The 22,861-nt window shown below is 73.3% G+C and carries 22 protein-coding genes, 2 tRNA genes and 1 pseudogene; 9 read left to right on the plus strand and 16 right to left on the minus strand.

What is annotated here, in order from left to right; translation table 11 throughout:
• Positions 1–100 precede the first annotated feature (100 nt).
• From BM158_RS00840 to pknB, 7 genes are all read left to right on the plus strand, one after another.
• A complete protein-coding gene (locus BM158_RS00840) occupies positions 101–958 on the plus strand; it encodes an FhaA domain-containing protein (RefSeq protein ID WP_091553537.1) in 858 nt (285 codons plus the stop codon).
• Entirely contained in the window at positions 955–1,416 is a 462-nt protein-coding gene (locus BM158_RS00845) for an FHA domain-containing protein FhaB/FipA (protein ID WP_091066823.1), read from the plus strand. The genes BM158_RS00840 and BM158_RS00845 overlap by 4 nt, the downstream gene beginning before the upstream one ends.
• On the plus strand, positions 1,413–2,714 hold the full coding sequence (locus BM158_RS00850) for a PP2C family protein-serine/threonine phosphatase (protein ID WP_091553542.1): 1,302 nt from the start codon (positions 1,413–1,415) through the stop codon (positions 2,712–2,714). Before BM158_RS00845 ends, BM158_RS00850 begins: the two co-directional genes overlap by 4 nt.
• A gap of 53 nt (positions 2,715–2,767) precedes the next feature.
• Complete coding sequence (locus BM158_RS00855; RefSeq protein WP_229827541.1) at positions 2,768–4,150, plus strand: FtsW/RodA/SpoVE family cell cycle protein; 1,383 nt, start codon at positions 2,768–2,770, stop codon at positions 4,148–4,150.
• Positions 4,147–5,598: a peptidoglycan D,D-transpeptidase FtsI family protein gene (locus tag BM158_RS00860; protein WP_091553545.1), complete on the plus strand. Its 1,452-nt coding sequence runs from the start codon at positions 4,147–4,149 to the stop codon at positions 5,596–5,598. Before BM158_RS00855 ends, BM158_RS00860 begins: the two co-directional genes overlap by 4 nt.
• Positions 5,598–7,061 (plus strand): serine/threonine-protein kinase, encoded by a 1,464-nt coding sequence (locus tag BM158_RS00865; RefSeq protein WP_091553548.1) that lies wholly within the window; start codon positions 5,598–5,600, stop codon positions 7,059–7,061. Before BM158_RS00860 ends, BM158_RS00865 begins: the two co-directional genes overlap by 1 nt.
• 85 nt (positions 7,062–7,146) lie before the next feature.
• Positions 7,147–8,928, plus strand: a complete 1,782-nt coding sequence (gene pknB / locus BM158_RS00870; RefSeq protein WP_091553550.1) for a Stk1 family PASTA domain-containing Ser/Thr kinase — start codon at positions 7,147–7,149, stop codon at positions 8,926–8,928.
• Between the two features lie 13 nt (positions 8,929–8,941).
• Here pknB and BM158_RS00875 read toward each other — a convergent pair whose 3' ends face one another.
• Genes BM158_RS00875 through BM158_RS00890 form a run of 4 tightly spaced genes read right to left on the minus strand, consistent with a single transcriptional unit; the run spans position 8,942 to position 11,521 of the window.
• Positions 8,942–9,613, minus strand: a complete 672-nt coding sequence (locus BM158_RS00875) for an aminodeoxychorismate/anthranilate synthase component II (protein WP_229827540.1) — start codon at positions 9,611–9,613, stop codon at positions 8,942–8,944.
• Complete coding sequence (locus tag BM158_RS21620) at positions 9,610–9,768, minus strand: hypothetical protein (protein ID WP_091553557.1); 159 nt, start codon at positions 9,766–9,768, stop codon at positions 9,610–9,612. The genes BM158_RS00875 and BM158_RS21620 overlap by 4 nt, the downstream gene beginning before the upstream one ends.
• Entirely contained in the window at positions 9,768–10,742 is a 975-nt protein-coding gene (locus tag BM158_RS00885; protein WP_091553560.1) for a class E sortase, read from the minus strand. The genes BM158_RS21620 and BM158_RS00885 overlap by 1 nt, the downstream gene beginning before the upstream one ends.
• 29 nt (positions 10,743–10,771) lie before the next feature.
• Positions 10,772–11,521, minus strand: a complete 750-nt coding sequence (locus tag BM158_RS00890) for a DUF881 domain-containing protein (protein WP_091553562.1) — start codon at positions 11,519–11,521, stop codon at positions 10,772–10,774.
• Between the two features lie 68 nt (positions 11,522–11,589).
• Here BM158_RS00890 and crgA point away from each other — a divergent pair, with 68 nt between their 5' ends.
• Positions 11,590–11,862 carry a cell division protein CrgA gene (crgA, locus tag BM158_RS00895; RefSeq protein WP_091553565.1) on the plus strand — a complete coding sequence of 91 codons (273 nt, stop codon included), beginning with the start codon at positions 11,590–11,592 and terminating at the stop codon, positions 11,860–11,862.
• A 6-nt stretch (positions 11,863–11,868) separates the two neighbouring features.
• Here the strand turns inward: crgA and BM158_RS00900 are convergent, their stop codons facing one another.
• A complete protein-coding gene (locus BM158_RS00900; protein WP_229827539.1) occupies positions 11,869–12,657 on the minus strand; it encodes a CPBP family intramembrane glutamic endopeptidase in 789 nt (262 codons plus the stop codon).
• The gene (locus tag BM158_RS00905) at positions 12,654–13,601 is read right to left on the minus strand and encodes an NAD(P)H-binding protein (protein WP_091553568.1); all 948 of its coding nucleotides are present in this window, start codon (positions 13,599–13,601) and stop codon (positions 12,654–12,656) included. The genes BM158_RS00900 and BM158_RS00905 overlap by 4 nt, the downstream gene beginning before the upstream one ends.
• A gap of 468 nt (positions 13,602–14,069) precedes the next feature.
• Between BM158_RS00905 and BM158_RS00910 the strand changes: the two genes are divergently transcribed.
• Positions 14,070–14,477, plus strand: a complete 408-nt coding sequence (locus tag BM158_RS00910) for a PH domain-containing protein (RefSeq protein ID WP_091553571.1) — start codon at positions 14,070–14,072, stop codon at positions 14,475–14,477.
• Here the strand turns inward: BM158_RS00910 and BM158_RS00915 are convergent.
• From BM158_RS00915 to gyrB, 10 genes and pseudogenes are all read right to left on the minus strand, one after another.
• Positions 14,474–15,217 carry a rhomboid family intramembrane serine protease gene (locus BM158_RS00915; RefSeq protein WP_091556087.1) on the minus strand — a complete coding sequence of 248 codons (744 nt, stop codon included), beginning with the start codon at positions 15,215–15,217 and terminating at the stop codon, positions 14,474–14,476. The genes BM158_RS00910 and BM158_RS00915 overlap by 4 nt on opposite strands.
• 6 nt (positions 15,218–15,223) lie before the next feature.
• Positions 15,224–15,298 (minus strand): annotated as a pseudogene (locus BM158_RS22830) (hypothetical protein); the annotation flags it as partial.
• 47 nt (positions 15,299–15,345) lie between these two features.
• On the minus strand, positions 15,346–15,879 hold the full coding sequence (locus BM158_RS00920) for a peptidylprolyl isomerase (RefSeq protein WP_091556089.1): 534 nt from the start codon (positions 15,877–15,879) through the stop codon (positions 15,346–15,348).
• Positions 15,880–15,913: 34 nt separating this feature from the next.
• Entirely contained in the window at positions 15,914–16,354 is a 441-nt protein-coding gene (locus BM158_RS00925) for a DUF2020 domain-containing protein (protein ID WP_091553574.1), read from the minus strand.
• Positions 16,355–16,437: 83 nt separating this feature from the next.
• Positions 16,438–16,510 (minus strand) — tRNA-Ala (locus BM158_RS00930).
• An 8-nt stretch (positions 16,511–16,518) separates the two neighbouring features.
• The gene (locus tag BM158_RS21625; protein WP_165628797.1) at positions 16,519–16,659 is read right to left on the minus strand and encodes a DLW-39 family protein; all 141 of its coding nucleotides are present in this window, start codon (positions 16,657–16,659) and stop codon (positions 16,519–16,521) included.
• 36 nt (positions 16,660–16,695) lie between these two features.
• Positions 16,696–16,769 (minus strand) — tRNA-Ile (locus tag BM158_RS00935).
• 58 nt (positions 16,770–16,827) lie between these two features.
• Positions 16,828–17,826: a DUF3566 domain-containing protein gene (locus BM158_RS22185; RefSeq protein WP_229827538.1), complete on the minus strand. Its 999-nt coding sequence runs from the start codon at positions 17,824–17,826 to the stop codon at positions 16,828–16,830.
• A gap of 230 nt (positions 17,827–18,056) precedes the next feature.
• Complete coding sequence (gyrA, locus tag BM158_RS00945) at positions 18,057–20,543, minus strand: DNA gyrase subunit A (RefSeq protein ID WP_091553577.1); 2,487 nt, start codon at positions 20,541–20,543, stop codon at positions 18,057–18,059.
• A 144-nt stretch (positions 20,544–20,687) separates the two neighbouring features.
• On the minus strand, positions 20,688–22,724 hold the full coding sequence (gene gyrB / locus BM158_RS00950; protein ID WP_091553581.1) for a DNA topoisomerase (ATP-hydrolyzing) subunit B: 2,037 nt from the start codon (positions 22,722–22,724) through the stop codon (positions 20,688–20,690).
• Positions 22,725–22,861 lie beyond the last annotated feature (137 nt).

Here is a 22,861-nt window from a genome sequence, read left to right on the forward strand (position 1 = left end):
TCGTCGGGGCGTCGCGCGCTCGCCGACCGGTCCCCGACCCGGTGCCCGGTTACGATCGGCTGCCAGTCAGTGGGAGGTCAACCGAGCGTAGGGAGCGACTGTGGGTGTGCTGCAGCGCTTCGAGCGTCGCCTCGAGGGCATGGTCGGCCTGGCCTTCGCGCGCATCTTCAAGGGCAAGGTGCACCCGGCCGAGATCGCCAAGGCCCTGCAGCGCGAGGCCACCGAGCAGCGCAAGGTGATGGGCGAGGGCCGCGTGCTGGTCCCCAACGTCTACGAGGTGCGGCTGGGCCCCACCGACTACGACAACCTCAGCGAGTGGTCCGAGCAGCTGGCCGCGGAGCTCGCCGACATGGTCGCCGAGCACGTCGACGACGAGGGCTTCCAGACCTTCGGCGACGTGCAGGTGCGGCTCGAGCGCGACGACGAGCTGCACACCGGCGTGTTCGAGGTCGCCTCGCACGTCGCCGACCCGCGCGCCGGCCAGCGTCCCCAGCGCTTCGCGACCGACCTGGCCGACGACTGGGGCGGTCCGGTGCCCGGGCACGACGGCCCGCCGCCGCCCCCGCCGCCCGCCCGCCCCGGGCTGCCCCCGCTCCCGCCGCTGCCCTCGCTGCGCGGCCAGGAGCCGGCCGGCCCGTCGGTCGTCGGCCGCTCCGGCCAGCGCCCCGGCGTCACCCACGTGCTCGTCGTCGACGGCCCGGGCACCCGGCACGTCCTCGGCGCGGGCAGCAACGTCATCGGCCGCGGCACCGAGGCCGACATCCGCCTCCCCGACACCGGGGTCAGCCGCAAGCACGTCGACGTCGTCCTCGAGGGGCCGGTGGCCAGCGTGCAGGACCTCGGCTCGACCAACGGCACGCTGGTCAACGGCCGCCGCGTGGGCCGCCAGCCGCTGTCCGACGGCGACGTCATCCGGATCGGGCACTCCGTGCTGGTCTACCGGCAGGACGGCGCATGACCGCCGAGATCGTGCTGCAGGTCTTCCGCTTCGGGTTCCTGCTGCTGCTCTGGCTGTTCGTGTTCGCCGCGTTCCGGGTGGTCCGCGCCGACCTGCTGGGCGGGCGCACCGGCCGGGTCTCCTCGGTCCCCCCGCGCGCCCAGGCCGGCAAGAAGCGCGGTGGCCGCGGCCCCAAGAACCTGCTGGTCACCGCCGGCCCGCTGTCCGGCACCAAGATCACCCTGGGTGAGCAGGCCATCCTCATCGGCCGGGCCGACGACTCCACGCTCGTGCTCACCGACGACTTCGCCAGCTCCCGCCACGCCCGGCTGACCAACCGCGGCGGGCAGTGGTACGTCGAGGACCTCGGCTCCACCAACGGCACCTACCTGGACCAGCAGCGCGTGCAGGGCCCGCTCCTGGTCGCCCCCGGCCAGCCGATCCGGATCGGACAGACAGTGCTGGAGCTGCGCTCATGACCCTGGTGCTGCGCTACGCGGCGCGATCGGACCGCGGCCTCATCCGCGGCAGCAACCAGGACTCGGTCTACGCGGGGCCGCGACTGCTGGCCGTCGCCGACGGCATGGGCGGCCACGCGGCCGGCGACGTCGCCAGCAAGGTGGTCATCGCCGCCCTCGAGCACCTGGACGACGACGCGCCCTCGGGCGACATGCTCTCCTCGCTGCGCAACGCGGTCTTCGACGGCAGCGAGCACCTGCGCGAGGTCATCCGCGAGTCCCCCGAGCTCGAGGGCATGGGCACCACGCTCACCGCGGTGCTGTTCGCCGGCGGCCGGCTGGCGCTGTGCCACGTCGGCGACTCCCGCGCCTACCTGGTGCGCGACGGCCAGCTCAACCAGATCACCCACGACGACACGTTCGTGCAGACCCTCATCGACGACGGCCGGATCACCGAGGACGAGGCCAACAGCCACCCGCAGCGCTCGCTGCTGCTGCGCGCCCTCAACGGCCAGGACGTCGAGCCCGACCTGTCCATGCGCGAGGCCCGCGCCGGCGACCGCTACCTGCTGTGCTCCGACGGCCTGTCCGGCGTGGTCAGCCACGAGACCATGGCCGAGGCGCTGCGGGACCCCGACCCGCAGGCCACCGCCGACCGGCTGGTCGAGCTGGCCCTGCGCAGCGGCGGCCCGGACAACATCACCTGCATCGTGGCCGACGTCGTCGACGACGACGGCAGCGCCTCCATCGACCCGGTGGTCGACGGCGCGGCCGGGGACAACCGCGGGCAGCGCGAGGTCGACCCCCGGTCGGCCGCCGGGCGCGCCGCGCTCGCCGACCCCCGGCCGGCCACCCCCACCGCGTCGGTGGCCACCAGCGCCCCGCCGCCCAGGCGCCGCCGGCCGCTGCGCACCGCGCTGCTCGCCCTGGGCGTCGTGGTGGTGCTCGGCGCCGCCGCCGTCGGCTTCTACGCCTTCGTGGGCAACCACTGGTTCGTCCGCTCCGTCGACGGCGGGGACGTCGGGGTCTACCGCGGCATCAACGCCTCGCTGGTCGGCATCGACCTCTACCGGCTCGACACCCCCACCGACCTCGCGCTCACCGACCTCACCCAGGCCGCGCGCAGCCGGGTCGAGTCCGGCATCGAGGCCGACGACCGGGACGACGCCGACCGCATCCTGTCCAACCTGCTCGAGCTGCGGCTGCCCGAGTGCCGCACGGTGAGCAGCACGCCGACCAGCAGCGCGCCCACCACCAGCACGACGTCGTCGTCCACCCGGACGCAGGAGCCCGGGGTGGACTGCCGGGAGGCGGACTAGTGCCCGCCCCCGCGGCCGGTCCGGGCACCGACCCCCGGAACGAGGCGCCCGGGGTGACGACGCCGCCCAAGCGGCGGGGCACCGAGCTGCTCATGCTGGCCTTCGCGGTGGTCATCACCCTGGCCGCGCAGACCATCGTCGACATCACCGTCACCGGGTCGCCGAGCCCGGAGATCGCCACCTTCGGCGCCTGGTTCACCGGGCTGTGGCTGGTCGCGCACCTCGTCGTCCGCAAGGTCGCGCCCTACGCCGACCCGTTGCTGCTGCCCTGCGTCGCCGTCCTCACCGGCATCGGATTGTCGATGATCCACCGCCTCGACATCGCCGCGAACGCCCTCGGCGAGTCGGTGTCGGCCCGCGAGGACGCCCCCACCCAGCTGCTGTGGGCCACCGTCGGCCTGGTGCTGTTCGTCGCCGTCCTGCTGGTCGTCCGCGACCACCGGGCGCTGTCCCGGCTGGCCTACACGATCGGCCTCGTCGGCCTGGTGCTGCTGGCCATCCCCGCGGTGCTGCCCTCGGCGCTGTCGGAGGTCAACGGCGCCAAGATCTGGATCCGGGTCGCCGGCTTCTCCATCCAGCCCGGCGAGTTCGCCAAGATCTGCCTGGTCATCTTCTTCGCCGCCTACCTGGTCGACAAGCGCGACGTGCTGGCCCTGGCCAGCCGCCGGGTGCTGGGCCTGGAGGTGCCGCGCGCCCGTGACCTCGGGCCGGTGCTGGTCGCCTGGGGCGTGTCCATCCTGGTGCTGGTCTTCGAGCGCGACCTGGGCAGCTCGCTGCTGCTGTTCGGCATCTTCGTGGTCATGCTCTACGTCGCCACCGAGCGGGCCTCGTGGCTGCTCATCGGCGTGCTGCTGTTCGCCGCCGGCGGCACGGTGGCCTACCAGCTGTTCGGCCACGTGCGGGTGCGCGTGGACACCTGGCTGGACCCCTTCGCCTACTACCCCGACGGCGGTGGCTACCAGGTCGTGCAGTCGCTGTTCGGCCTGGGCACCGGTGGGCTGTTCGGCGCCGGCCTCGGCGGGGGCCGCCCCGACCAGGTGCCGGTGGCCAAGAGCGACTTCATCGCCGCCGCGCTGGGCGAGGAGCTCGGGCTGTTCGGCCTGGTCGCGGTCGTCGTGCTGTACCTGGTGCTGGTCGAGCGCGGCCTGCGCACCTCGCTGGTGGTCCGCGACGGGTTCGGCAAGCTGCTGGCCGCGGGCCTGGCCTTCGGGGTGGCGTGGCAGGTGTTCGTCGTCCTCGGCGGGGTCACCGGCCTGCTGCCGCTGACCGGCCTCACCACCCCGTTCGTCGCCTACGGCGGGTCGTCGCTGGTGGCCAACTTCGGCCTGGTGGCGCTGCTGGTCCGGATCAGCGACGCCGCCCGCCGTCCCTCCGCCCCGCCCACGCCGCCGGCGCCCAAGCTCGGCGAGGCGCTCACCGAGGTGGTCAAGCCGTGAACTCGCCGCTGCGCAAGGTGGCGATCAGCGTGCTGGTGCTGTTCACGCTGCTGATCCTCAACGCCAACTACATCCAGGTGGTGCGCTCCTCGGAGCTGCGGGCCAACCCGTCCAACACCCGGATCCTGGCCGAGGAGTACGACCGGGAGCGCGGCGCGATCGTCGTCGCCGGCAACCCGGTCGCCCAGTCGGTGGCCACCGACGACACCCTCACCTACCTGCGGCAGTACCCGAACGCCGAGGTCTACGCGACGGTCACCGGCTACTACTCGCTGGTCTACGGCAACAGCGGCATCGAGCGCGCCGAGAACGACATCCTCTCCGGCTCCGACGACCGGCTGGCCTTCCGGCGCATCGCCGACCTGTTCACCGGCCGCGACCCCTCCGGCGGCAACGTCGAGCTCACCATCGACCCCGCCGCGCAGCAGGCGGCCTTCGACGCCCTCGGCGGCGTGGACGGCGCCGTGGTGGCCCTCGACCCGGCGACCGGTGCGGTGCTGGCCATGGTCAGCAGCCCCAGCTACGACCCCAACCAGCTCTCCAGCCACGACCCGGCGGCGATCCGGGCCTACTCCGACCAGCTGTCCGCGCAGGACCCCGACCCGCGGACCAACGCGACGATCTCCGAGCGGCACTCCCCGGGGTCGGTGTTCAAGCTGATCACCTCGGCCGCCGCGCTGCAGGACGGCTACACCCCCGACACCGTGGTGCCCGCGCCGCAGCAGTACGTGCTGCCGGGCACCAGCCGGCCGCTGAACAACTACAACGGCGAGTCCTGCTCGGGCAGCGGCGAGCAGCCGCTCATCGACGCGCTGACGATCTCCTGCAACACCGCCTTCGCCGAGCTGGGCGTCGAGCTCGGCGAGGACCGCATCCGGTCGGCCGCCGAGGCCTTCGGCATCGACCAGGGCCAGTTCGACGTGCCGATGACCGTGGCGGAGAGCACCGTGGGCGACATCGACGGCGACGCGCAGCTGGCGGTGGCCTCCATCGGTCAGCAGAACGTGCAGATCACGCCCCTGCAGGGGGCGATGATCGCCGCTGCGATCGCCAACGACGGCACGCTGATGACCCCGTACCTGGTCGACCAGCTGCAGGCGCCCGACCTCAGCGTGGTCGACCAGACCGAGCCCACCGAGATGGGCGAGCCGGTCTCCTCCGAGGTGGCGCAGCAGCTGCAGCAGATGATGGTCAGCGTCGTGGAGAACGGCTCGGGCCGGCGCGCGCAGATCGACGGGTACACCGTGGGCGGCAAGACCGGCACCGCGCAGACCACCGCCGACTCCGACGACAACCAGTGGTTCGTCGGCTACGCCGGGCCCGACGGCGACCCGCAGATCGCCGTCGCGGTGTTCATCCAGGGCGGGCAGGGCACCGGCGGCGACCTGTCGGCACCGGTGGCGCAGCAGGTCATGTCGGCCTACCTGGCCGCCCGCGGGGGGAACTGATGACGCTCCGCGTGGGCAGCGTGCTCGCCGACCGGTACGAGATCACCGCACCGATCGCCACCGGCGGGATGGGCGAGGTCTGGCGGGCCACCGACCGCACCCTGGGCCGCACGGTCGCGGCGAAGGTGCTCAAGAGCGAGTACACCGGCGACCGCAACTTCCTCGAGCGCTTCCGCAACGAGGCCCGGCACACCGCGGGCCTGGCGCACCAGAACATCGCCTCGGTCTACGACTACGGCGAGATCACCGACACCGACGGCCGCGAGGTCGCCTTCCTGGTGATGGAGTACGTCGAGGGCGAGCCGCTGGTGTCGATCCTCGACCGCGAGCTCACCCTCTCCCCCGAGCGCACCCTGGACGTCCTCGCCCAGGCCGGCGAGGGGCTGTCGGCCGCGCACCGCGCCGGGGTGGTGCACCGCGACATCAAGCCGGGCAACCTCATGGTCCGCCCCGACGGCGTGGTCAAGCTGACCGACTTCGGCATCGCCTGGGCCCGCGACGCCGCCCCGCTGACCCGCACCGGCATGGTCGTGGGCACGGCGCAGTACCTCTCCCCCGAGCAGGCGCAGGGCTTCCAGGTCACCGCCGCCTCCGACGTCTACTCCCTCGGCGTCCTGGGCTACGAGTGCCTGGCCGGCAACCGGCCCTTCGACGGCGACTCCCAGGTGGCCATCGCGCTGGCCCAGATCAACCGGCCCCCGCCGCCGCTGCCGCCCACCGTGCCCGGCCCGGTGCAGGCGCTGATCGAGAAGGCCCTGGCCAAGGACCCCGCGCACCGCTTCCCCGACGGTGGTGCCTTCGCCGCGGCCGCCCGCGCGGTGGCCGCCGGCGGCCCCGGCCCGGCGACGTCGGCCGCCACCACGGCCTACATCCCCGTCGCCGGCGGCGACGGCACCCAGGTCATCGGTCCCGTCGCCGCCGGTGCGGCCGGTGCGCTGGCCGCCGCGGGCGCCCTCGGCGCCGCCGGTGGCCCCGCGACCGCCCCGCGCACCATGCCGCCGATCCAGGGCCCGCCGGTCGACGGCGGGGACGACGACTGGGACGACGAGGACGACGGCCGCCGGCGCCGCTCGCCGTGGCCCTGGGTGGCCGCGGCCGCGGTGCTGCTGCTGGTGCTCGGTGCCGTGCTGGCCTTCACCCTGCTCGGCGGGGGCGACGACGAGGCCCGCGACCCGGGGACGACGACCACCCCGGCCACCACCACCTCGGCCCCGCCGGCCACCACCTCGGAGTCGGCGCCGGAGACCTCGGAGAGCTCCGCGGAGCAGACCACCGAGGAGCCCGAGGAGCCGACCACCGAGGCCCCCGAGGAGACCACCGAGGCTCCCCCGGCGACCACGACCCAGCCCCCGCGGACGACGACCGCCGCGCCCACCACGACGGCGCAGCAGACGACCACGACGACCACGCAGGCCCCGACCACGACCACGGAGTCGACGGCAGAGGGGCAGACGGTGCCGTGACCGGCGCCTCCCCGGTGTGCACGACCGGATCGCCTACGCTGCCCGATGGTCCGGACACCCCGGACACCCCCCGAGAGGACCCCCGATGACCACCCCGCAGGTGCTCGGCGAGCGCTACGAGATCGGTGGTGTCCTCGGCCGCGGCGGGATGGCCGAGGTGCACCGGGGTCGGGACCTGCGGCTGGGCCGCGAGGTGGCGGTCAAGGTGCTGCGCTCCGACCTCGCCCGCGACCCCTCCTTCCAGGTGCGCTTCCGCCGCGAGGCCCAGGCCGCCGCGTCGCTGAACCACCCGGCGATCGTCGCGGTCTACGACACCGGCGAGGACCGCACCACCACCGGCGCCACGCCGTACATCGTCATGGAGTACGTCGAGGGCGAGACGCTGCGCGACGTGCTGCGCCGCGAGGGCAGGCTCGAGGCCTCCCGCGCCATGTCGCTGACCGCCGACATCTGCGCCGCGCTGGACTTCAGCCACCGCAACGGCATCGTGCACCGGGACGTGAAGCCCGGGAACGTGATGATCACCCCGCAGGGCACCGTCAAGGTGATGGACTTCGGCATCGCCCGGGCCGTCTCCGACTCCGCCGCCACCATGACCTCCACCGCCGCGGTCATCGGCACCGCCCAGTACCTCTCCCCGGAGCAGGCCCGCGGCGAGGGCGTGGACGCCCGCTCCGACGTCTACTCCGCCGGCTGCCTGCTCTACGAGCTCGTCACCGGCGCCCCGCCGTTCACCGGCGACTCACCGGTGGCGGTCGCCTACCAGCACGTGCGCGAGGACCCCCGGACGCCGTCCTCCATCAACCCCGAGGTCCCGCCGGAGCTCGACGCCATCCTGCTGAAGGCCATGAGCAAGAACCCGGCCAACCGCTACCAGTCCGCCGCCGAGATGCGCAGCGACCTGCTGCGCGCCGTCGCCGGCCAGCGGGTCGAGGCCACCCCGGTCATGGGCGACGCCGAGCGGACCTCCTACATCGGCGCGGCCGCCGGCGGCTACCCCGGCCAGGACGACCACTGGGACGACGAGGACGAGGCCGCCGCCAAGCGCCGTCGCCGCGGCATCATCGCCCTGGTCGTCGCGGGCATCCTGGTGCTCGCCGGCATCGTCGCGCTGCTCGTCGGCCTCAACAGCGGCGGGGACGACGAGACCCCGGCCGAGCCCACCACCGCCAGCGTCCAGGTGCCGAACCTGGTCGGCCAGACCCAGGCCGCCGCCGCGACCGCGCTGCAGCAGGCCGGCCTGGCCGCCGGCCCGGTGACCACGCAGGCCAGCTCCGACGTCGCCGAGGGCTCGGTCATCAGCAGCGACCCCGCCGCCGGCACCACCGTCGACGAGGGCACCGAGGTCGCGCTGGTCGTCAGCGCCGGCCCGGACACCGTGGCCATCCCCAACGTCGTCGGCCTCACCGAGGACGAGGCGCGGTCCAACCTGGAGAACGCCGGCTTCACCCGGGTGAACAGCCGGCAGGAGGCCAGCACGGAGCCCGCCGGCCAGGTCATCGGCGTCGACCCGGGTCAGGGCAGCCAGGCGAACCCGGAGAACCAGGTCATCACGCTGAGCGTCTCCACCGGCAGCGCGCCGATCCCCGACGTCCGGGGGCAGACCTACGAGCAGGCGCGGGCGACGCTGCAGGCAGCCGGGTTCACCGACATCACCCAGCAGAACGCCGAGAGCAACGACGTCCCCGCCGGCCAGGCGATCGGGACCGAGCCCGAGGCCGGTCAGCAGGCCACCGCCGACGACCAGATCACCGTGCTCATCGCCGTCCCGGTGCCCACCGAGACCACGACGACGTCGGCCCCGACGACCACCACCGCGCCCAGCACGGGCACCGGCATCCCCATCCCCGGCCAGCCCGACAACTGACCGGGGCGGGGCCCTACCCGACCGCCGTCAGCAGCCGCTTCGCGGCGGCGGCGGCCCTGTCCACCAGCTCCTGGTCGACCTCGACGCCGCACTGGCGCAGCCAGGTCGCCAGCAGCTGGTGCCCGCCCTCGGTGAGCACCGACTCCGGGTGGAACTGCACGCCCTCGATGGGCAGCTCGCGGTGCCGCAGGGCCATCACGATGCCCGAGGGGGTCCGCCCGGTGACCTCCAGCTCGTCGGGGAAGGTCGAGGACTCCACGGCCAGGGAGTGGTAGCGGGTCGCGGTGAACGGCGACGGCAGGCCGGCCAGCACGCCCTCGCCGTCGTGGACGACCTCGCTGGTCTTCCCGTGCAGCAGCTCCGGCGCCCGGACGACGTCCCCGCCGAAGGCCTCGGCGATGGCCTGGTGGCCCAGGCAGACCCCCAGCACCGGCACGCCGGCCTCCGCGGCGGCGCGCACCATCGGCACGGTCACCCCGGCGTCGGTGGGCGTCCCCGGCCCGGGGGACAGCAGCACACCGGCCACGTCCAGATCGCCGAGGTCGTCCGTCGAGACGGCGTCGTTGCGGCGCACCACGCTGGGGACGCCGAGCTGGCCCAGGTACTGGACCAGGTTGTAGACGAAGCTGTCGAAGTTGTCGACGACGAGCACCCGCGCGGCCGTGCCCATGGTTCGCTCGCTCACTGGTCCACCGTCACGTCGTTGAAGGGCAGCTTGGGCTCGACCCAGGGGAAGACCACGAACAGCAGCAGCGCGCAGACGGCCAGCACGAGCACCAGCGCCTGCACGGCCTTGACCGCCGTCCCGCCGGGCAGGTGCCGCCAGATCCAGGTGTACATCAGCCCTCGCTCAGCGCTGGCGGCCCGTCGGGGGCGTCGGCCTTCGGGATCGGGTCGCCGTCGAGCACCGCGTGCACGATGAGCCGCTCGCGCGCGGAGAACTTCGGGTGGCAGGTGGTCAGGGTCAGGTAGGCCCCGCTCGCCGGGCCGGTCAGCGGCCCGTTGGGGGTCGGCGCGATGACCGAGACGTCGGTGGGCAGCACGATCTGCTGGCCCGGGATGCCGTTGGGGTCGTCGTCGCCGAGCACCCGGTAGACGAACCAGGTGGTCTCGGTCTCGATGACGATCGGGTCGCCGGCCTGCAGCTGGTCCAGGTCCAGGAACGGCGAGCCCTTGCCCACCCGGTGGCCGGCGAGGGCGAAGTTGCCCTGCTCGCCGGGCATCGCGGAGTCCACGTAGTGGCCCGGGCCCTCGACGAGCTCGTCCTCGTCGGTGCCCTCGAGGATGACCTTGACGTAGTCGGCGCCGAACCGGGGGATGCGGATGAACGCGAAGCCCTGGCCCAGCGGCACCTCGGAGATGCCACCGTCGGGCAGCGTCGGGACCGTCGGGTCGTCCCCGCCGTCCCAGTCCTCGCGCAGCTCCTGGGACAGCGCGTCCTGCTTGCGGTCGCTGGTGAGGTCGGTGATCCACACCTCGTAGACGACGAACAGCAGCACCACCAGCCCGGCGGTGACCAGCAGCTGGCCGACACCGCGGACGCCGGTGCGCACCAGGTCCCCGCGGGTGCGCGCCGGCCGGGCGGCGGGCTCGTCGTCGTCCGCGGGCCCGTCCGGGGCGGCGTGCTCGTCCTGGACGACGTGCTCGTCCTGGACGACGGCGTGCCGGCCGGTGGGCGCCTCGGGGCGGGACAGGTCGGGCTGCCAGGTGTGCCGGACGGTGGCGTCCTCCGGCACCGGCTGCGGCTCCGGCGCGGCGGGCTCCTCGGGCGCGTGCCGGCCGCGGCGGAGGCCGCCGGTGTCCGCGTCGTCCATGGTTCCTCCCCGAGCCCCGCCCCCGGTCCTCAGCCGGCGGCCGAGGCGTACTGCAGGTCCAGCGCGCCATCGTAGGCGGGCAGGTCGACCTGGGACCTGTCCGTCACCCGGTAGGTGAGGCCGAAGCGGTCCACGGCCTGCTGCAGCAGCGACACCTCGTAGGACTGGCCGAGCCGCTCGCGCATGGCGTCGGCGTCGCCGACGGCGGTGATGACGAACGGCGGGGACCACGTGCGGCCCTGCAGCAGCAGGACGTTGCCGACGCAGCGGACGGCGCTGGTGGCGATGAGGCGCTGGCCCATCACGGTGACCCCGTCGGCCCCGGCCGCCCACAGCGCGTTGACCACGCCCTGGACGTCGGACTGGTGGATGACCAGGTCGTCGAGGGTGGCGCCGCGGGGCGGGGTGCCCGATGCCGTCTCGGGGGCGTCGTCCAGGGTGATCTCGACGCCGGGCCCGCTGACCGGGGTGAAGCCGGCGGAGCTCTCCTCGGCGGTGCCGGCGGCGGTGGCCGCGGCGACCTCGTCGTTGCGGCCCGCCTCGGCCTGGGTGAGGGCGGTGGCCCGCGCCTGCAGCTGGGCGAGCTGGCCCTCCAGGGAGTCACCGGTGCGCTCGATCTGCTGGATCAGCTGCCCGAGCTCGGTGACGTCGCCGGCCCGCAGGTCGGTGCCGCGGGCGGTCTGCCCGGAGGTGGCGAACAGCAGACCGGCGGCCAGCGCCACCACCGGGACCAGGGCGTTCCAGGCCCGCCGCCGCGGGTCACCACCCCTTCTCCGCATGCCTGCAGCTTAGGCTGGTGCCCGATCAGATCAGCAGTGCCGATGTGCAAGGTCGAGGAGTCGTCGCGGTGCCCAAGTCCAAGGTGCGCAAGAAGTCGGTGTACACCCCGCCCGAGGGTGTGCTGCCCTCGAGCGCCTCGAAGGCCCGCGCCGCGCAGCCCAGCCCGCGCTGGTACGCCCCGGTGATGATCGCGCTGATGCTGCTCGGCCTGGTCTGGATCGTCGTCTACTACGTGGCCGGCGACAAGATCGGCTTCATGGTGTCGCTGTCGGCGTGGAACTTCGCGATCGGGTTCGGCGCCATGGTCGCCGGCCTGGTCATGAGCATGCGCTGGCGGTAGCCGCCCTCAGTTCTCCTGCTGCGAGGTCTCGGCCTCGATCGAGGGCTGGTCGGCGAACAGCGGCGGCAGGAAGCGCAGCATCAGCGCCGACCAGGTGAGGTGCGTCAGCACCGGCGCCTGGATGCCCCCGGTGATCTTCCGCTGCCAGCCGAACAGCGCGCCCATCACCACCGACGCCAGCACCAGCGCCGGGTTGCGCGTGGAGGTGGTGGCCAGCCCGTAGACCGCGGTGGACTTCAGCACCGGGTGGGTCGTCCCGGCGGCCGCGTAGAGCGCGCCCCGGAAGAACACCTCCTCGGCCACCCCGTTGGTCAGCGTCGTCATCGTCACCAGGGCCGGGTTGCCCTGGTGGGCGTAGCGCAGGATGCGGGTGACCGCGCGGTTCAGCACCGGGATCCGCTTGGCGACCAGCGCCGCCCCGTAGAACAGGCCGAACACGCCCGCACCGGTGAGCACCGGGGTGACCACCGGGCGGTGCACCGTCTCCCGGGCCGACCGCATCCAGCCCAGGTGCAGCGGGCCCGACGCGATGCCGCCGGCCACCCAGGTGCCGGCCACCGCCATCGTCAGGCCGTAGAACTCCTTGGAGTCAGGCTTCTGCGACAGCGACAGGCCCAGCATCCCGGCGCCCAGCACGGAGAACGCCCCGGTCATCCGACGGCGCCGCCGGAAGGCCGCGTCGGTCTCCCGGTGGTCGCGCGGGACGGGGTCGATCAGCCAGTCGGGGGTGCGCTCGGCCAGCCGCAGGACGGCGCGGTCCAGCCGGCCGCGGGGCGCCCGGCCCAGCAGGTTCACGCCCGGGCTCCCCGGGCCAGCAGCCCGCCGTGCCGGGGCCGCCCCCGGGAGGCCCTCCGCCGGGCGGCCGCCCGTTCCCCGAGCGCGGTCAGCACGGCCTGGTCGTAGTCCATCGGCTCGAAGGGCACGACGTCGCGGATGCTGTGGTCGCGCACGACCACCTCGTTGCTCATGGAGTCGATGAGCGAGCGACCGGTCTGCAGGTCGACGTCGGTGACCAGGGACAGCCAGCGGGAGGACAGCTGCGGGCTGAGCAGCGGCACGGGCAGCACGAACAGGTGCCGGCCCTGGATCTCGGCGACCCGGGTGAGCATCTCGAGGTACTCCAGCACCTCGGGCCCGCCGACCTCGTAGACCCGGCCCTCGGCCTCGGGGGCCTCCAGCACGCCCACCAGGTAGCGCACCACGTCGGCGACGGCGATCGGCTGGGTGCGGGTGTGCACCCAGCGGGGGGTGACCATGGCGGGCAGGTGGGCGACCAGCTGGCGGGTCATCTCCCAGGAGACGCCGCCGTGGCCGACGACGATGCCCGCCCGCAGCACGGTGACCGGGACCCCGCCCTCGCCGAGGAGGCGCTCCACCTCGCGCCGGCTGCGCAGGTGCGCCGACAGGTCGTCGGCGTCGTCGCCGAGGCCGCCGAGGTAGACGATCCGGCGCACCCCGGCGTCGGCGGCGGCTCGGCCGAAGGTGCGGGCTGCCTCGGCGTCCTTGTCCTGGAAGTCGGAGGAGTCGAGGCTGTGCACCAGGTAGTAGGCGGCGTCGCAGCCCTCCAGCGCGGCCCGCAGCGAGGCGGCGTCGGAGACGTCCCCGCGCACCGCCTCCCCGGCCCCGGAGTACCGCTCGGGGCGACGGGTCATGGCCCGCACCTGGTGCCCCTCCTCGACCAGGGCCGGCGCGAGCCGACCACCCACGAACCCGGACGCACCCGTCACCAGTACCTGCACCCGTCCAGCCTGTGGGTTGCCGGCTCTGCCCGCAGGGCGGGTGGGACGAACCCGTCCGGTCGGGGTCGAGATGTCGACCCCCACGGCGGCGGTCGGTGTGTGCACAGGCCGGCGACCGGGTCCACAGCGCCGGTCGACGACCGCCCCCAGGTTTGTCCACCGAGTGTGGAACCCGGCGGCCGGTGCGCACCGCTCTGACCTGCACCGATGTCCGGGCTGTGACGGATGGTGCGGAGGGTCCACCCGCGTAACTACACCTCTGTTCTTCTGTCCCCACCTGTGCACACAGGTGTGGAGAAGTCGACTCGTGGACCGTGACGACCCCGTCCCGGGCCCGGTCACCGGGCGTGTTCGGATGGTGGCGCGCAGCACGAACGCCGAGGTCGGACGGCGCGTCGCACCGTCGCCCCGCAGCCTGTGGACAACGGGCCCGCACCGGTGGACGGACGGGCTGGGAAGCTGGCTGCCGTGCCCGGTCCGCAGCAGTGGTCGACCCGCCCGCTCGAGACCGCCGTTGCCGCCGCGGCGGCGCTCGCGCTGGGGGTCGCCGCGCTCGGCGTGGACACCGCCGGCCGGGTGCTGGTGGGTGCAGCGGCGCTGCTGCTGGCCGCCGTCGTCGTCCGCGACCTGCTGCTGCGGCCGCGGCTGACCGCCGACGACGAGCAGGTCGTCGTGCGCACGCCGGGACGGCGGACGGTGATCCCGCGCGGTCGACTGCGGGCGCGGGTGCGCACCGGCCGGCGGCTGGGGGTGCGCAGCACCTCGCTGGAGCTGGAGGACACCGCCGACGACACCGTCCTGCTGGTGCTCGGGCGGCGGGACCTGGGCGCCGACCCGGAGCGGGTCGGCGCCCAGCTGCTGGGGCACCGCCCCTAGCGGATGCCGCCGAAGGTGAGCAGCAGCAGGACCGCCACGAGGGCGGCGACACCGGCGGCGGCGAGCGCGGTGCGACGACGGGCCCACAGCAGCACGGCCGCGGTGGCGGCGCCGGCGACGAGCCCGCCCAGGTGGCCGAGCAGGGAGACCCCGGGGAGCAGGCTGATGACCAGGTTGATGGCCAGCAGGGTGAGCAGCCCGCGCAGGTCCTGCTTCTGCCGGACCAGGACGACGCCGAAGGCTCCGAGCAGGCCGTAGATGGCGCCCGAGGCGCCGACCACGCCGCCCACGTAGGAGCCGAACAGCTGCAGCGACGCCGCACCGCCCAGCGCCGAGACGAGGTAGACGGTGAGGTAGCGGCCCTTGCCGAGCATGCGCTCGAGCTCCGAGCCGAACAGCAGCAGCGCCAGCATGTTCAGCGCGAGGTGCACCAGGCTGGCGTGGGTGAAGGCGCTGGTGACCACCCGCCACCACTCGCCCTGGTCGACCAGCACGGGCGCGGTGAGCAGCTCGCCGGTCAGCGGGGAGGCGAAGGACCGGACGGGGTTGCCGCCGGCCAGCAGCGCGGAGACCGCGGTGGCGACGGCGACCGCGACGTTGATCGCGATGAGGACGAGGGTGACCGTGCCCCAGCGGCGGCCGGCGACCCGCATGCCGGTGGTGCGCCTGGGGGTGCGGACGGTGCGCCGGGCGTCGGCGATCTCCTCGGGGCACTGGAAGCCCACCGAGGCCGAGTTCATGCACTCGGGGCAGATCGGGCGGCCGCACCGCACGCAGGAGATCCGGGTGGGCCGGTCGGGGTGCCGGTAGCAGGTGGGCACCGGGGGCGCGGGCTGCTCGCCCGCACCCCCGGGACCGGTGGGCGTGCTCAGCTGCGCTGCACCTCGACCGAGGTGATGACGACGTCCTCGAGCGGACGGTCACCGCGGGCGGTGGGGACCTTGGCGATGGCGTCGACGACCTGGCGGGAGGCGTCGTCGGCCACCTCGCCGAAGATCGTGTGCTTGTTGTTCAGGTGCGGGGTGTTGGTGACGGTGATGAAGAACTGCGAGCCGTTGGTGCCCGGGCCGGCGTTGGCCATGGCCAGCAGGTAGGGCTTGGAGAACTGCAGGTCGGGGTGGAACTCGTCGCCGAAGCGGTAGCCGGGGCCGCCGGTGCCCTGCCCCAGCGGGTCGCCGCCCTGGATCATGAAGCCGTCGATGACCCGGTGGAAGACGGTGCCGTCGTAGAGCTTGTCGGTGGTCTTCGCCCGGGTGCGGGGGTCGACCCACTCCCGGCTGCCCTCGGCGAGCTCGGCGAAGTTGGCGACGGTCTTGGGGGCGTGGTCCGGGAACAGGTCCACGGTGATGTCGCCGTGGTTGGTGTGCAGGACTGCGCGCCGCGCAGGAGTCGATTCGGTCACGCCCCCCATCGTCCCACCTGCGGGGATGGGCCGCTCAGACCGCCCCGACGACCGTCTGCGCGACTTCCCGGGCCTGCAGGCTGGACTCCTGGTTGACCGTGACCACCACGACCAGCGTGCCGTCGGCGACGGCGAGCACGGTCTGCGGCCCCACGGCGATCCCGCCGCCGTCGCCGACGTCGCGCACCGCGGTGCCGCCGAGGGGGGCGACGCGCTCGACCGCGGCGGTCTGCGCGGCGGTGGCGTCGGCGGCCTGGCTGATCTCCACGACCAACGCGGGCTCGCCGTTCGGCTTCGTGAAGGTGCAGGTCGGCGGTGGCCCACCGGGGACGCCGGTGGTGGTCACCGTGGGGGTGCGCTGGCCGACGGTGTCCTCGACGAACGACGTGTCGAGGTAGGGGCAGTCGGCCTCGGTGGTGACCGGTTCGGCCGACGTCGGCGCGGCCGTCGTGGTCGGCGCCGGGGAGGGGCCCACGGTGCTCGGCGGGGTGGCGGTCGGACCGCCCCGGCCGGTGTCGTCGGCCGGCCCGCCGCAGCCGGCGAGCAGGAGGACCAGCGTGGAGACGAGGGGAATCGAACCCCTGACCCCCGCCTTGCAAAGGCGGTGCTCTACCAATTGAGCTACGTCCCCGGGGGGTGCTAGCGGTGCGTGGTCCGGACGGCGTCGGGGCTGCTGGTGGCCTCGGCCCACAGCCCCTGGTCGCCCTGGGCCGCCGTCCGCTTGCGCAGGGCCAACAGGGTGCCCGCCGCGAGGGCGGCCACGGCGACCTTCTTCAGCACGGGGCCGACCTCCTCGAGGGTGGGGCAGTGCACGGGTGGGCCTGGGAGGACTTGAACCTCCGGCCTCATCCTTATCAGGGATGCGCTCTAACCGCCTGAGCTACAGGCCCGTGAACCTCGGAAAGCATACGTGGCCCCCGGCCGGCGCCGCCGACCGGGGGTGCCGCGTCAGGAGTCGCGCTCGGACAGGGTGACCTCGAGGCCGCCCACGAGGTCCGCGCACAGGTTGTAGACGAAGGTGCCGACGGTGCACAGCGCGGTGAACAGCACGATGTTGACCGCACCGATGACCGCCGCCCCGCCGAACACGATGCCCGGGGTGATGACCTCGCCGGTGGAGTCGCCGGAGGCGGAGCCCAGCTGGCCGATGAGGTCGTTGAGCGTGCTGAACACGCCCAGGCCGCTGAGCACGCCGTAGAGGACGCCGACGGCGACCATCCAGACGAAGAACAGCGCGATGGCCAGCACCAGGGAGATCTTCAGCGCCGACCAGGTGTCGATGTGCCGCAGCTGCAGCCGCGCGCGACGGGGGCCCTTGCCGCCCTTCACCGCGCCGCGGACCCCGGTGCGCTCGCCCTGCTCGGACGCGGCCGGGCGGGCCGGCGCCTCGGCGACGCGGGCCCCGGCCGGCGGACGGTTCGCGGTCTGGCGGGGTGCGCCGGCGTCGCGGTTGGCCGGGCGCACACCGGTCTGGGCGGCGCCGACCCGGGGGGCGGCCGCACCCGCGGCGGCCGCCGCAGCAGCGGCGGGGCGCTGGTCGGCCGGGCGGGCGGCGGGCTGCTGGCCGGTGGGCCGGGCGGCCTGGGCCGGTCGGTCGGCCGCGGGGGCCGACTTCTTCGCGGGCTGCTGGGTGGGGGCGGCCGGCTGGGTGGGCCCCGCCGGGGGCTGCCCGGCCGGACGGGCCGACGCGGCCTGCGCGGTGCCGGTGGGGGCCGCACCTCCCCAGCCGGGGGCGACCGCGGGCTTGCCCGACGGCTTGCCACCGTTGCCGTTGCCCGACGGCTTCGAGCTCGCGGACGTCGACCCGGCCGCCGGGGTCTCCGGCGCCGCGGCGGGGGCGGCGGACGGGGCGGAGCCGGGCTTCTCGGTGGGGATGGCCTTGGTCTCCGGGTCGGTGGCCGCCCCGGCGTCGTCGGTCTGCACCGAGCCCTGCGTCCGGTCGCTCATGCCGTTCTCCGTCCCGGGGCCCGTCCCCGTCGCGCCCGGACCCACCTGTCTGGGCGGCGTCCGCACTTCGGTCGTCTCAGCCCGTCCCGGCCCGGACCTCGCGGCCCGCGCCGGGGACCGGCATCCTCCCCACCCTAGGCGCGCGAGCTGTCAGCGGGGCCCCGCGCCCGACCGGCACGCCGCGCGCCCTGCTCGACGCAAGGCGCACGGCTTGCCGGACACGGTGCTGGTCAGATCGTGGTCTGGCCCCCGGCCTCGGGCTCGTCGTTGTCCGTGGTGCGGGCGATCGCCACGATGGAGACGTCCTCGGGCAGGTTCATGAGCTTGACGCCCATGGTCGCCCGGTCCTTGTTGTGCCGGACGCCGTTGACCGGGGTGCGGATGACGCCACCGCTGGAGGTGATGGCGTACAGCTCGTCGCCGAGGACCACCGACAGCGCACCGACCAGGGCGCCCTTGCGGGCCTTCGGGTCGGCGGTGAGCACGCCCTTGCCGCCGCGGTTCTGCTCCGGGTAGTTCTCGATCCCGGTGCGCTTGGCGTAGCCGCCCTCGGTGGCGACGAGGACGTCGACGCCCTCGGTCACCACGATCATGCTCAGCAGCTGGTCGTCGTCGGACAGCGAGATGCCGCGCACGCCCTCGGTGGCCCGGCCCATCGGCCGCAGCTGCACGTCGTCGGCCTTGAAGCAGATGCTCATGGCCTTGCGGGTGACCAGCAGCAGGTTCTGCTCGGGGTCGATGAGCGCCGCGCCGACCAGCTCGTCGCCCTCGCGCAGGTTGATGGCGATCACGCCGCCGCTGCGCGGGGAGTCGAAGTCGGCCAGCCGGGTCTTCTTCACCTGGCCGCCGGCGGTGGCCAGCACCAGGTACGGGGCGACCGTGTAGTCCTTGATCTGGATGACCTGGGCGATCTTCTCGTCGGGCTGGAAGGCCAGGATGTTGGCCACGTGGGCGCCGCGCGCGGTGCGGGCGGCCTCGGGCAGCTCGTAGGCCTTGGCCCGGTAGACCCGGCCCTTGTTGGTGAAGAACAGGATCCAGTCGTGGGTGGAGCCCACGAAGAACTGCTGGATCAGGTCGTCCTGCTTGAGGGTCGCGCCCATGACGCCCTTGCCGCCGCGCCGCTGGGACCGGTAGAGGTCGGCCTTCGTGCGCTTGGCGTAGCCGGTGCGGGTGATCGTGACGACCACCTGCTCCTCGGCGATGAGGTCCTCCATGGAGACGTCGCCGTCGTGCGCGACGAACTGGGTGCGGCGGTCGTCGCCGTACTTGTCGACGATCTCCTTGAGCTCGTCGCGGACGATCTGCCGCTGCCGCTCCGGGGAGTCCAGGATCGCCTGCAGGTCGGCGATGGTGGCCTCGATCTCGGCCAGCTCGTCGAGGATCCGCTGCCGCTCGAGGGCGGCCAGGCGGCGCAGCTGCAGGTCGAGGATGGCCAGGGCCTGCACCTCGTCGACCTCGAGCAGCTCCATCAGGCCGGTGCGGGCGGCCTCGGCCGAGGCGCTGGCCCGGATGAGGGCGATGACGGCGTCGAGCTGGTCGAGGGCCTTGGCGTAGCCGCGCAGGATGTGCGCGCGCTCCTCGGCCTTGCGCAGCCGGTAGCGGGTGCGCCGCTGGATGACCTCGATCTGGTGGACGACCCAGTACCGGACGAGCTCGTCCAGCCGCAGCGTGCGGGGCACGCCGTCGACGATGGAGAGCATGTTGCAGCCGAAGGAGGTCTGCAGCTGGGTGTGCTTGTAGAGGTTGTTGAGCACCACCTTGGCCACCGCGTCGCGGCGCAGGGTGATGACCAGGCGGCGGCCGACGCGGTCGGAGGACTCGTCGGCGATCTCGGAGATGCCCTGCAGCCGGCCGTCCTTGACCTGCTCGGCGATGTTCTCCGCGAGGTTGTCCGGGTTGACCTGGTAGGGCAGCTCGGTGACGACCAGCTGCACCCGCCCGCGGGAGTCCTCCTCCACGGCGACCACCGCGCGCATGCGGACCGAGCCGCGGCCGGTGCGGTAGGCATCCTCGATGCCGTCGCGGCCGACGATGAGGCCGTGGGTCGGGAAGTCGGGGCCCTTGATCCGCTCCATGCACGCGGCCAGCGCCTCCTCGGCGGCGGCCTCGGGGTGGTCGAGCATCCAGTAGACGGCCTCGGCCACCTCGCGGAGGTTGTGCGGGGGCATGTTGGTGGCCATGCCGACCGCGATGCCGGCCGAGCCGTTGATCAGCAGGTTCGGCACCCGCGAGGGCAGGACGACGGGCTCCTCGGTGCGGCCGTCGTAGTTGCCCTGGTAGTCGACGGTCTCCTCGTTGATGCCGGCCAGCATCTCCATGGCCAGCGGGGTCAGGCGGCACTCGGTGTAGCGCATGGCCGCGGCCGGGTCGTTGCCCGGGGAGCCGAAGTTGCCCTGGCCGTCGATGAGCGGGTAGCGCATCGACCACGGCTGGGCCAGGCGGACCAGGGCGTCGTAGATCGCGGTGTCGCCGTGGGGGTGGTAGTTGCCCATGACCTCCGCGACCGGGCGGGCGCACTTCACGTAGCCGCGGTCGGGGCGGAAGTTCTGGTCGTACATGGCGAACAGCACGCGGCGGTGCACCGGCTTGAGGCCGTCGCGCACCTCGGGCAGGGCGCGGCCGACGATCACGCTCATCGCGTAGTCGATGTAGCTGCGCTGCATCTCCTGCTGGAGGTCGACCATCTCGATGCGGTCGGTGCTCACGGGCTCGGTCACGGTTCGGTTCTCCACAGGTGAGTGCACAGCGGTGGACAAAAGTCCAGGTCGACAAGGGGTTTGGGCGACGCCCGGGTGGCTGGGAGGTGTCGCCGCAGTGGCCGGCGACGCCGTCCTGGCCCGATCGGGCCCGGACGGGCCCGGCTACACGTCCAGGAAGCGGACGTCCTTGGCGTTGCGGGTGATGAAGGAGCGGCGGGCCTCGACGTCCTCGCCCATGAGGACGCTGAAGATCTCGTCGGCGGCAGCGGCGTCCTCGAGGGTGACCTGGCGCAGGATGCGGGTCTCGGGGTTCATCGTGGTCTCCCACAGCTCCCCGGCGTTCATCTCGCCCAGACCCTTGTAGCGCTGGATCATCTCCTCCTTGACCTTGCGCCCGCCCTCGGCGCCGGCCTTGACCAGCGCGTCGCGCTCGCGGTCGGAGTAGGCGTACTCGTCGTCGTGCTTGCCGCCCCACTTGATCTTGTACAGCGGGGGCTTGGCGAGGTAGACGTACTGGCCCTCGACCAGCGGCCGCATGAACCGGAACAGCAGGGTCAGCAGCAGCGTGGAGATGTGCTGGCCGTCGACGTCGGCGTCGGCCATCAGCACGATCTTGTGGTAGCGCAGCTTGCTGATGTCGAACTCGTCGTGGATGCCGGTGCCGAAGGCCGTGATCATCGACTGGACCTCGGTGTTCTTCAGCACCCGGTCGATGCGCGCCTTCTCGACGTTGATGATCTTGCCGCGGATGGGCAGGATCGCCTGGAACATCGAGTCGCGGCCGGACTTCGCCGAGCCGCCGGCCGAGTCGCCCTCGACGATGTAGACCTCGCTGCGGGCGGGGTCGGTGGAGCGGCAGTCGGAGAGCTTGCCGGGCAGGCCGGACACCGACAGCAGGCTCTTGCGGGCGAGCTTGCGGGCGTCCTGCGCGGCGCGGCGGGCGCGGGCGGCGGAGCTGGCCTTGGTGATGATGGTCTTGGCCTCGGCCGGGTTGGCCTCGAACCAGTGGCCGATCTGCTCGTTGCAGACCCGCTGCACGAAGCCCTTGACCTCGGTGTTGCCCAGCTTGGTCTTGGTCTGGCCCTCGAACTGGGGGTCGCCCAGCTTCACCGAGACGATCGCGGCCAGGCCCTCGCGGATGTCCTCGCCGGAGAGCTTGTCCTCCGGCTTGTCCTTGAGCAGCTTCTTCTCGACGGCGTACCGGTTGACGATCGAGGTCAGCGCCGCGCGGAAGCCCTCCTCGTGGGTGCCGCCCTCGTGGGTGTTGATGATGTTGGCGAAGGTGTGCACCGACTCGGAGTAGGACTCCGACCACTGCATCGCGACCTCGAGGCTCATCGCGGTGTCGTTCTTGCCGGTGCCCTCGGCGCCGAAGGCGATGACCGACTTGTGGATCGGGTTCTTCTTGGCGTTGACGTGCCGGACGTAGTCGGACAGGCCGCCGTCGTAGCGGTAGGTGATCTCCACCGGCTCGAAGGGCTTCTCGGCCTCGCCGGCCGGGTCGGCCTCCAAGGTCAGCAGGTCCTCGGCGGCGGACTCCGCGACCGCTGTGCTGCGGCGCTCGTCGCGCAGCACGATGGTCAGGCCCTTGTTCAGGAAGGCCATCTCCTGCAGGCGGCGGCGGATGGTCTCGAACGAGTAGGTGGTCGTCTCGAAGATCGCCGGGTCGGCCCAGAAGGTGATCGCGGTGCCGCGCTTCTTCGTGGACCCGATCGTGCGCAGCTCGCCGGGCACGGTCTCGGTGTAGTGCTGGGCGTACTCGGTGCCGTCGCGCCAGATCTCGACGTCCAGCGAGGTGGACAGCGCGTTGACCACGGTGACGCCGACGCCGTGCAGACCACCGGAGACGCCGTAGGACTTGCCGTCGAACTTGCCGCCGGCGTGCAGGATCGTCAGGACGACCTCGACGGTGGGCCGCTTCTGCACCGGGTGCATGTCGACCGGGATGCCTCGGCCGTTGTCCTCGACCCGGACGCCGCCGTCGTCGAGCAGGGTGACCCGGACGGTGTCGCAGAACCCGGCCAGCGACTCGTCGACGGCGTTGTCCACGACCTCCCACACCATGTGGTGCAGGCCGCGCTCGCCGGTCGAGCCGATGTACATGCCGGGGCGCTTGCGGACCGCCTCGAGCCCCTCGAGGACGGTGATCGAGCTACCGGAGTAGGAGTTCTGCTCGGCAGGCTTGCCGGATCCAGCCACGTGGGGCCCTTCTTCTCGCGCGAGCCGCCGGCCGGCCGGGCGGGGCCCGCCGGGGAGGGCGGGACGCGCAGGACGGCGCTCAGCGGGCTGCTGGCGGTACGACCCCTCGATCGTACCGGGTCCCGCCGACAGAACCG

Origin of the sequence: Klenkia taihuensis (assembly GCF_900112525.1) — a bacterium.
GTDB classification, from domain to species: domain Bacteria; phylum Actinomycetota; class Actinomycetes; order Mycobacteriales; family Geodermatophilaceae; genus Klenkia; species Klenkia taihuensis.

What these genes read in the sequence shown, in the direction of transcription:
- BM158_RS00845 (WP_091066823.1), top strand. Translation starts at nt 955, where the DNA reads ATGACCGCCGAGATCGTGCTGCAGGTCTTCCGCTTCGGGTTCCTGCTG.
- BM158_RS00850 (WP_091553542.1), top strand. Translation starts at nt 1,413, where the DNA reads ATGACCCTGGTGCTGCGCTACGCGGCGCGATCGGACCGCGGCCTCATC.
- BM158_RS00865 (WP_091553548.1), top strand. Translation starts at nt 5,598, where the DNA reads ATGACGCTCCGCGTGGGCAGCGTGCTCGCCGACCGGTACGAGATCACC.
- pknB (WP_091553550.1), top strand. Translation starts at nt 7,147, where the DNA reads ATGACCACCCCGCAGGTGCTCGGCGAGCGCTACGAGATCGGTGGTGTC.
- BM158_RS21620 (WP_091553557.1), bottom strand. Translation starts at nt 9,768, where the DNA reads ATGTACACCTGGATCTGGCGGCACCTGCCCGGCGGGACGGCGGTCAAG.
- BM158_RS00885 (WP_091553560.1), bottom strand. Translation starts at nt 10,742, where the DNA reads ATGGACGACGCGGACACCGGCGGCCTCCGCCGCGGCCGGCACGCGCCC.
- BM158_RS00890 (WP_091553562.1), bottom strand. Translation starts at nt 11,521, where the DNA reads ATGCGGAGAAGGGGTGGTGACCCGCGGCGGCGGGCCTGGAACGCCCTG.
- BM158_RS00915 (WP_091556087.1), bottom strand. Translation starts at nt 15,217, where the DNA reads ATGAACTCGGCCTCGGTGGGCTTCCAGTGCCCCGAGGAGATCGCCGAC.
- BM158_RS22185 (WP_229827538.1), bottom strand. Translation starts at nt 17,826, where the DNA reads ATGAGCGACCGGACGCAGGGCTCGGTGCAGACCGACGACGCCGGGGCG.